Annotated in this window: 6 protein-coding genes; 5 read left to right on the forward strand and 1 reads right to left on the reverse strand. The window is 66.2% G+C overall.

Annotated elements, in window-relative coordinates:
- Positions 1-24: 24 nt before the first annotated feature.
- Entirely contained in the window at positions 25-3,234 is a 3,210-nt protein-coding gene (gene icmF / locus ACFC0O_RS30325; RefSeq protein WP_375963637.1) for a fused isobutyryl-CoA mutase/GTPase IcmF, read from the reverse strand.
- Positions 3,235-3,403: 169 nt separating this feature from the next.
- On the opposite strand from icmF, the gene ACFC0O_RS30330 reads away from it, so the two are divergent.
- Genes ACFC0O_RS30330 through ACFC0O_RS30350 form a run of 5 tightly spaced genes read left to right on the forward strand, consistent with a single transcriptional unit; the run spans position 3,404 to position 8,817 of the window.
- A complete protein-coding gene (locus ACFC0O_RS30330) occupies positions 3,404-4,903 on the forward strand; it encodes a CoA-acylating methylmalonate-semialdehyde dehydrogenase (RefSeq protein WP_375963640.1) in 1,500 nt (499 codons plus the stop codon).
- Positions 4,904-4,905: 2 nt separating this feature from the next.
- Positions 4,906-6,045, forward strand: a complete 1,140-nt coding sequence (locus ACFC0O_RS30335) for an acyl-CoA dehydrogenase family protein (protein ID WP_364646391.1) — start codon at positions 4,906-4,908, stop codon at positions 6,043-6,045.
- Positions 6,042-7,139 (forward strand): enoyl-CoA hydratase/isomerase family protein, encoded by a 1,098-nt coding sequence (locus tag ACFC0O_RS30340; protein WP_375963643.1) that lies wholly within the window; start codon positions 6,042-6,044, stop codon positions 7,137-7,139. Before ACFC0O_RS30335 ends, ACFC0O_RS30340 begins: the two co-directional genes overlap by 4 nt.
- Positions 7,136-8,044 (forward strand): 3-hydroxyisobutyrate dehydrogenase, encoded by a 909-nt coding sequence (gene mmsB / locus ACFC0O_RS30345; protein WP_364646396.1) that lies wholly within the window; start codon positions 7,136-7,138, stop codon positions 8,042-8,044. Before ACFC0O_RS30340 ends, mmsB begins: the two co-directional genes overlap by 4 nt.
- Entirely contained in the window at positions 8,041-8,817 is a 777-nt protein-coding gene (locus tag ACFC0O_RS30350; RefSeq protein ID WP_375963646.1) for an enoyl-CoA hydratase, read from the forward strand. Before mmsB ends, ACFC0O_RS30350 begins: the two co-directional genes overlap by 4 nt.
- The last annotated feature ends 158 nt before the right edge of the window (positions 8,818-8,975 follow it).

An 8,975-nucleotide genomic window follows, 5' to 3' on the forward strand; every position in this document is an offset into this window, starting at 1 on the left:
ACGCGTCAGGCCGGTCGCCGCACCTCAGACATTGCGCCGATACTGACCGCCGACCATGAAGAAGGTGTCGGTGACCTGACCCAATGTGCACACCCGCGCGGCATCCATGAGCGCGTCGAAGACATTCGCGTCCGAACTCGCCGCCTCGGCCAGCCGGGCCAGCGCGGCGGGGGCCTGCTCGCGATGGCGGTCGGTGAACTCGCGCACCCGGTGCAGCTGCGACTGCTTCTCCTGTTCGGTGCCGCGCGCCAATTCCAGGACGCGGTGCTCCTCCTCGTGCGGATTGCGGAAGGTGTTCACCCCGATCAGCGGCAGGCTGCCGTCATGCTTGCGCCGCTCGTACAGCATCGACTCATCCTGGATGCGGCCGCGCTGATAGCCGGTCTCCATGGCCCCGAGCACACCGCCGCGCTCACTGATCCGATCGAATTCGCGCAGTACCGCCTCCTCGACCAGATCGGTCAGCTCATCGATGATGAAACTGCCCTGCAGCGGATTCTCATTCATCGCCAGTCCCCACTCGCGATTGATGATGAGCTGAATGGCCAGCGCGCGCCGCACCGATTCCTCGGTCGGGGTGGTGACGGCCTCGTCATAGGCATTGGTGTGCAGGCTGTTGCAGTTGTCGTAGACCGCGATCAGCGCCTGCAAGGTGGTGCGAATGTCGTTGAAGCTCATCTCCTGTGCGTGCAGTGAGCGGCCCGAGGTCTGCACGTGATACTTGAGTTTCTGCGACCGTTCGTTCGCCCCGTACCGATCCCGCATGGCCACCGCCCAGATGCGCCGGGCGACCCGGCCGATCACCGAATACTCCGCGTCCATGCCATTGGAGAAGAAGAACGACAGATTCGGCGCGAAATCGTCGATATCCATACCGCGCGCCAGATACGCCTCCACATAGGTGAATCCGTTGGCCAGGGTGAAGGCCAGCTGGCTGATGGGATTCGCCCCGGCCTCGGCGATGTGATAGCCGGAGATGGACACCGAGTAGAAATTGCGAACGGTGTTGCGTACGAACCATTCCTGGATATCGGCCATCATGCGCAGGCTGAATTCGGTGGAGAAGATGCAGGTGTTCTGGCCCTGATCCTCTTTGAGAATGTCCGCCTGCACGGTGCCGCGCACGGTGGACAGCGTCCGGGCGCGCAGGTCCGCGGCCTCCTCGGCGGTCGGCTCGCGACCCTGCGCGGCCGAGAACTGTTCCAGCGCTTGATCGATCGCGGCATTGAGGTAGAACGCCAGAATCGTCGGCGCGGGACCGTTGATGGTCATCGATACCGAGGTGCTCGGGGCATCCAGATCGAAACCGTCGTACAGCGCCTTCATATCGTCCAGCGTGGCGATGGAAACACCCGAGGTGCCGACCTTGCCGTAGATATCCGGGCGTTCCGCCGGATCGTGCCCGTACAGCGTCACCGAATCGAAGGCCGTCGAAAGTCGTTTGGCGTCAGCGTGTTCGGACAGCACCTTGAATCGCCGATTGGTGCGGAAGGCATCGCCTTCCCCGGCGAACATGCGCGCGGGATCCTCATTGTCCCGCTTGAACGGGAACACCCCGGCCGTGAACGGGAACCGGCCCGGCAGATTCTCCGCCCGCAGGAACCGCAGCAGCTCACCGTGATCGGTGAAACGGGGGAGCGCGACGCGGGGAATCGAACTGCCGGACAAGGTTTCCCGCCGCAGCCGCGTGCGCAATTCCTTATCCCTGATGCGCACGACCTGCTCATCGCCCCGATAGGATTCGGCGACCGCGGGCCAGGCGGCCAGCAGTTCGGCATTCTCCGGGGACAGCGCTTTCCTGGAATCGGTGAGCAGATCCGCGACGGCGGCGTCCTCGGGCAGTTCCGCGAGCACCTGCTCCACGCGCTGAACCCGTTGCGCCGCAACGATCTGCCGCTCCGTCGCGGCGTGATAATCGCGGATGGTCTCGGCTATCTCAGCCAGGTACCGCACGCGCGCGGGCGGGATGATCTGCGCGAACCGAGTCGAGGACCGGGTGTCGACGCGGGGCAGCACGCCCGACTCCAAGGGCAGGCCCTTTTCGCCGAGCAGACCGCTCAGATGCTGGTAGAGCGCCGTCACCCCGTCATCGTTGAAGGTCGCGGCGCTGGTGCCGAATACCGGCATATCCTCCGGCAGGGCGTGGAACGCCTCCCGGTTGCGCACCAACTGCCGCGACACATCGCGCAACGCGTCTTCCGCGCCGCGCCGCTCGAACTTGTTGACCGCCACCACATCCGCGTAATCCAGCATGTCGATCTTCTCCAGCTGGGAGGCCGCGCCGAACTCGGGCGTCATCACGTAGAGCGAGACGTCCACGTGTTCGGCGACCGCCGCGTCACCCTGTCCGATACCCGGCGTCTCCAGCACGATCAAATCGAAACCCGCTGCCTTGCAGGCGATCACCATCTGATCGATATTCTGCGGCAGCTCCCGCTCACCCCGGGTGGCGAGGGAACGGAAGTACACCCGCTCCCCGTCGAGGGCGTTCATGCGAATGCGATCACCGAGCAGCGCACCACCGCCGCGCCGCCGCGTCGGATCGACCGCGAGCACCGCCACCCGCAGCTTGTCCTGCTGATCGGTGCGCAGCCGCCGAACGAGTTCATCGGTGAGAGAAGACTTTCCGGACCCGCCGGTGCCGGTGATGCCCAGGACGGGCACCCGCCGCGCACTCGCCGCGGCGGTCAACTCGGCCATATCCGCCGAGGGTAGCGCGTCCTGCTGCAAACAGGTGAGCGCCCGTGCCAGCGCCGCCCGATCCCCGCTGAGCACCGCCTCCACCGGTGCGGGCGTGGTGGACAGATCCACATCGCAGCCCGCGATCAGCTGATTGATCATGCCGGGCAAGCCGAGTCGCTGCCCGTCCTCCGGGGAGAAGATGGTGACCCCGGCGGCCGCGAGCCGTTCGATCTCCGCCGGAATGATCACCCCGCCGCCCCCGCCGAAGATGCGCACGTGCCCGGCCCCGGCCTCGCGCAGCGCGGTCGCCAGGTACTCGAAGTACTCGATATGCCCGCCCTGATACGAGCTGACCGCGACGCCCTGCACATCCTCGCTGACCGCCGCGTCCACCACCTCACGCACGGCGCGGTTATGTCCGAGGTGAATCACCTCGGCCCCCTGCCCCTGCAGGATTCTGCGCATGATGTTGATGGCCGCGTCATGGCCGTCGAACAGCGCCGCCGAGGTCACGAACCGCACCGGGTTCGCTGGAACATGCAGATCGGCCATGGGAATCCTCCGCGTCTACGGCCGCACAGTTGATACCCCAATAGTAGGACGTCAAATCAAAAGTGACGTGAGATCCGCCACAGCAACATCTCTGGAAATAGATGGATGTCCAACTATATGGTGACCTAAGACCGCGTGGACCACGCGGTGACATCGAGACAGGACTGGCATGGTTCGCGAACTCACGCACTTCATCGGCGGTCAGCACGTGGCCGGGACCTCCGGCAAATTCGGAGACGTCTTCAATCCCAGCACCGGACAGGTGCAGGCGCGGGTGCCGCTGGCCACCAAGACCGAGGTCGAGGCCGTCATCGCCAATGCCGCCGAGGCGCAGCAGGTGTGGGCCGCGTACAACCCGCAGAAGCGCGCCCGCGTGCTGATGAAGTTCCTGACCCTGGTGCAGGACGAGATGGATTCGCTCGCCGCACTGCTGTCCAGCGAACACGGCAAGACCATCCCGGACGCCAAGGGCGATATCCAGCGCGGCCTCGAGGTCATCGAATTCGCCACCGGCATACCGCATCTGCTCAAGGGTGAATACACCGAGAGCGCGGGCACCGGTATCGACGTCTACTCCATGCGCCAGCCGCTCGGCGTCGTCGCGGGCATCACCCCGTTCAACTTCCCGGCCATGATCCCGCTCTGGAAGGCCGGACCGGCGCTGGCGTGCGGTAACGCCTTCGTGCTCAAGCCATCCGAGCGCGATCCCTCGGTACCGCTGCGACTGGCCGAACTGTTCCTCGAGGCCGGACTGCCCCCGGGCGTGTTCAACGTGGTCAACGGCGGTAAGGAAGCCGTCGACACACTGCTGAACGACGATCGCATCAAGGCCGTCGGCTTCGTCGGGTCCACCCCGATTGCGCAGTACATCTACGAGACCGCGACCGCCAACGGTAAGCGCGCGCAGTGCTTCGGCGGGGCCAAGAACCACGCCATCGTCATGCCGGACGCCGATCTGGACGATGTCGCCGATCAGCTCATCGGCGCGGGCTACGGCTCCGCGGGCGAGCGCTGCATGGCCATCTCCATCGCGGTGCCGGTCGGTGAGGAGACCGCGGATCGCCTGCGCGACAAGCTGATCGAACGCATCGCCAAGCTCAATGTCGGCCTCTCCGATGATCCGGGCGCGGACTTCGGTCCCCTGGTCGGACAGGACGGCGTGGACCGCGTCAACGACTACGTGCAGATCGGCGTCGACGAGGGCGCGGAACTGGTCATCGACGGGCGCGGCCTGGTGGTCGAGGGCGGCGAAGAGGGATTCTTCGCGGGTGCGACGCTTTTCGATCGCGCCACCCCGGACATGCGCATCTACAAGGAAGAGATCTTCGGTCCGGTGCTCACCATCGTGCGCGCCAAGGATTACGAAGAGGCGCTGCGCCTGCCGAATGAGCACGAATACGGCAATGGCGTAGCGATTTTCACCCGCGACGGCGATACCGCCCGCGACTTCGCCGCTCGCGTGCAGGTCGGCATGGTCGGCATCAACGTCCCGATTCCGGTGCCGATCGCGTACCACACCTTCGGCGGCTGGAAGCGGTCCGGCTTCGGCGATCTCAACCAGCACGGCCCGGACTCGATCCGCTTCTACACCAAGACCAAGACGGTGACCCAGCGCTGGCCCTCCGGCCTCAAGGAGAGCAACGCCTTCGTCATCCCGACCATGGACTGACGATGTTCACACTCGACGAAGACGAAAAGGCGATCACCGCGACCGCCCGCTCCTTTGCCGACGAGCTGCTCGCGCCCAATGCGCTGGAATGGGATGAGCGCAAGCACTTCCCGGTGGACGTACTGCGCAAGGCCGGGCAGCTCGGCCTCGGCGGCATCTACGTCCGCGAGGATGTGGGCGGATCGGAACTGCGGCGGCTCGATGCCGTGCGCATCTTCGAACAGCTCTCCACCGGCTGCCCCGCCATCGCCGCCTACATCTCCATCCACAATATGGCCTCGTGGATGATCGACAGTTACGGCGATGCGGCGCAGCGCAATCGGTGGCTGCCGGGGCTGACCTCGATGGATCTGCTGGCCAGCTACGCGCTCACCGAACCGGGCGTCGGCTCGGACGCGGCGGCCCTGAGCACCAAGGCCGTTCGCGACGGTGACGACTATCTGCTCACGGGCGTCAAGCAATTCATCTCCGGCGCGGGCAGCAGTGATGTCTACGTGATCATGGCGCGCACCGGAGACAATGGGGCGCGCGGGATTTCGGCCTTCATCGTGCCCGCCGACACCCCCGGACTGTCCTTCGGCGCGAACGAGCGCAAGATGGGCTGGAACGCGCAGCCCACCCGGCAGGTCATCCTCGACAATGCCCGGGTGCCCGCGGCCAACCTGCTCGGCTCCGAGGGCAATGGCTTCCGCATCGCCATGAACGGGCTCAATGGCGGACGGCTCAATATCGCCGCCTGCTCGCTCGGCGGCGCACAGGCGGCCATGGATCAGACCGTCAGCTATCTGGCACAGCGCAAGGCGTTCGGCGCGCGGCTGCTCGACAACACCGCGCTGCAATTCGAACTCGCCGATATGCGCACCTCCCTGGAAGCCGCCCGCACCCTGCTGTGGCGGGCCGCCGCCGCCCTGGACGCCGACGCCGACGACAAGGTCGAACTCTGCGCCATGGCCAAGCGGTTCACCACCGACGCCGGATTCGAGGTGGCCAACAAGGCCCTGCAACTCCACGGTGGCTACGGTTACCTGGCCGAATACGGGATCGAGAAGATCGTCCGCGACCTGCGGGTGCATCAGATTCTGGAAGGCACGAACGAGATCATGCGGGTCGTAGTCGCCCGCTCGGTGGTAGGAGCAGCATGAGTGACAACGCAGAACCCGAGGTGCTGATCGGTAAGCGCGACGGCCTCGGCCTGATCACGCTCAACCGGCCCCGGGCGATCAACGCGCTGAATCACCCGATGGCGCTGGCCATTCTGGACGCGCTGCGTGCCTGGGAGACCGATGACGAGGTGCGCACCGTGGTGCTCACCGGCGCGGGGGAGCGCGGCCTGTGCGCGGGCGGCGATATCGTCGCCATCCACACCGATGCCAAGAACGCTGTGGCTCATCATGATTCACCGTGGACCGCCGCCGATTCGCCCAGCGGGCGGTTCTGGCGGGACGAATACATCCTGAACGCACTCATCGGCGGCTACGCCAAGCCGTACGTCGCGATCATGGACGGCATCGTCATGGGCGGCGGCGTCGGCCTGTCCGGGCACGCCTCGCACCGCATCGTCACCGAACGCTCCAAGATCGGCATGCCCGAGACGGGTATCGGCTTCATCCCGGATGTGGGCGGCACCTACCTGCTCGCGCACGCACCCGGCGAGATCGGCACGCACGTCGCGCTCACCACCGCGCGCATGACCGCCGGTGACGCCATCGCCGCCGGATTCGCCGACGCCTTCGTACCGTCCGAACACCTTCCGGCACTGCTGGAAGCGCTCGGCACCCTGAGCGCGGATGACGCCATCGCGAAATTCGCACAGCCCGCACCTGTGTCGGAATTCATCGCCCAGCGCGACTGGATCGACTACTGCTACGGCGCGGACACCGTCGAGGAGATCGTGCACCGGCTGCAGACCGACGGGCGTGCCGAGGCCGCCCAGGCCGCCGCCGATGTGCTGTCGAAATCGCCTGTGGCGCTGAAAGTCACGCTGCGGTCGCTGCGCGAGGCGCGCAAGGCCGACAGCCTCGAGGCGGTGCTGAACCGGGAGTACCGGGTCTCGGCCGCCTCGCTGAACACCCATGACCTGGTGGAGGGCATTCGCGCCCAGGTCATCGACAAGGATCGCAACCCGAAGTGGCAGCCCGCGACACTCGCGGATGTCACCGACGCCGATGTGGACGCCTACTTCGGCGCGCTCGGCGATCGCGAATTGGGTTTGGCCACACCGAAGGATCAACAGTGAGCTCTGAAAAGATCAGCAGGGTAGGGTTTCTCGGCCTCGGCCATATGGGCGGCCCGATGGCGGCCAACCTGGTGAAAGCCGGATACGAGGTTCTCGCATACGATCCGGTGCCCGCCGCACAGGATCAGGCGCGGGCCGACGGTGCCACCGTCGTCGCGACACCCGTTGCGGCCGTGGCCGAATCGGAGATCGTCATCACCATGCTGCCCAACGGCCGCATCGTGCTCGACCTCTACAACGATGTGCTGTCCGCCGCCAAGCCGGGCACGCTGTTCGTCGACTGCTCCACCATCGACGTCGGCGATGCCAAGGCCGCCGCGGAACTCGCTGTGGCAGCGGGACATCGGGCCCTGGACGCCCCCGTCTCGGGCGGTGTCGCGGGCGCGGCGGCGGGCACCCTCACCTTCATGGTGGGCGGCGCGGACGCCGATTTCGCCGCCGCCCTGCCGCTGCTGGACGTCATGGGTGGCAAGGTCGTGCACTGCGGCGGTGCGGGCGTCGGCCAGGCCGCCAAGATCTGCAACAACATGATCCTGGGCATCTCCATGATCGGGCTCTCCGAGGCCATCGTGCTCGGTGAGAAGCTGGGGCTGACGCATGACAAGTTCTTCGATGTGGTGTCCACCGCGTCGGGGCAGTCGTGGGCGCTCACCTCGTACTGTCCGGTGCCCGGTCCGGTGCCGACCAGCCCGGCCAACAACGATTACCAGCCCGGTTTCGCCACGGCGCTGATGAGCAAGGATCTGGGCCTCGCGGCCAATGCCCTGCAGGCCAATGGGGTTGACGGACAGATCGGTTTGCTTGCCGCGGAGATCTACCAGCGCTTCAACCAGGACGAAGCGGGCAAGGATTTCTCGGCTATCGTCACCGATATTCGTACCCGATCTGGAGGAGAACAGGCGTGACCGACTTCGAGACGATTCTGCTGGAGCGTAAAGGCCGCGTCGCCCTCATCACGCTGAACCGGCCGAAGGCTCTGAACGCGCTGAACTCGCAGGTCCTGACCGATATCTCGGCGGCCCTCGACGAGCTCGAGAATGACAACGAGATCGGCGCGGTCGTGCTCACCGGCTCCGAGCGGGCATTCGCGGCCGGTGCGGACATCAAGGAGATGTCCGAGAAGTCGTACATGGATATGTTCCTCACCGACCACTTCGCCGGATGGGACCGCCTCGTCGCCTTCCGCAAGCCCATCATCGCCGCGGTCGCGGGATACGCCCTCGGTGGCGGCTGCGAACTCGCCATGATGTGCGACATCCTGCTTGCCGCCGACACCGCCAAATTCGGCCAGCCCGAGATCAAACTCGGCGTCATCCCCGGTATGGGCGGCTCGCAGCGCCTCACCCGCGCCGTCGGTAAGGCCAAGGCCATGGATCTCATCCTCACCGGCCGCAATATGGACGCCGAGGAGGCCGAGCGCGCGGGCCTGGTCTCGCGCATCGTCCCGGCCGCCGACCTGGTCGCGACCGCCCTCGAGGTCGCCGAGACCATCGCGTCCATGTCGCTGCCCTCGGTCATGATCGCCAAGGAAGCGGTCGACCGCGCCTTCGAAACCACCCTCACCGAGGGCCTGCGCTTCGAACGCCGCGTCTTCCACTCCCTGTTCGCCACCGAGGATCAGAAGGAAGGCATGGCGGCCTTCGTCGAGAAGCGCCCGGCCAACTTCAGCAACAAGTAACGGAACCGGTTGGGGCACAGCCCCACCCGGGACATGGCCGGGGGTTTGGGGGGCGGGCCCCCCAAACCCCCCACAATGAACCCCCCGGGGGGGGGCGTGGCGGGGGGGCCCCCCCCCCAACCCCGGCGGGGGCGTTACCTACGGGTGGGGGGCCCCGG

This window comes from Nocardia sp. NPDC056100, assembly GCF_042266325.1.
GTDB lineage: Bacteria > Actinomycetota > Actinomycetes > Mycobacteriales > Mycobacteriaceae > Nocardia.

Bases quoted from the DNA above. Each gene is read 5' to 3' on its own strand.
- icmF (WP_375963637.1), bottom strand. From the start codon at position 3,234: ATGGCCGATCTGCATGTTCCAGCGAACCCGGTGCGGTTCGTGACCTCG.
- ACFC0O_RS30330 (WP_375963640.1), top strand. From the start codon at position 3,404: ATGGTTCGCGAACTCACGCACTTCATCGGCGGTCAGCACGTGGCCGGG.
- ACFC0O_RS30340 (WP_375963643.1), top strand. From the start codon at position 6,042: ATGAGTGACAACGCAGAACCCGAGGTGCTGATCGGTAAGCGCGACGGC.
- ACFC0O_RS30335 (WP_364646391.1), top strand. From the start codon at position 4,906: ATGTTCACACTCGACGAAGACGAAAAGGCGATCACCGCGACCGCCCGC.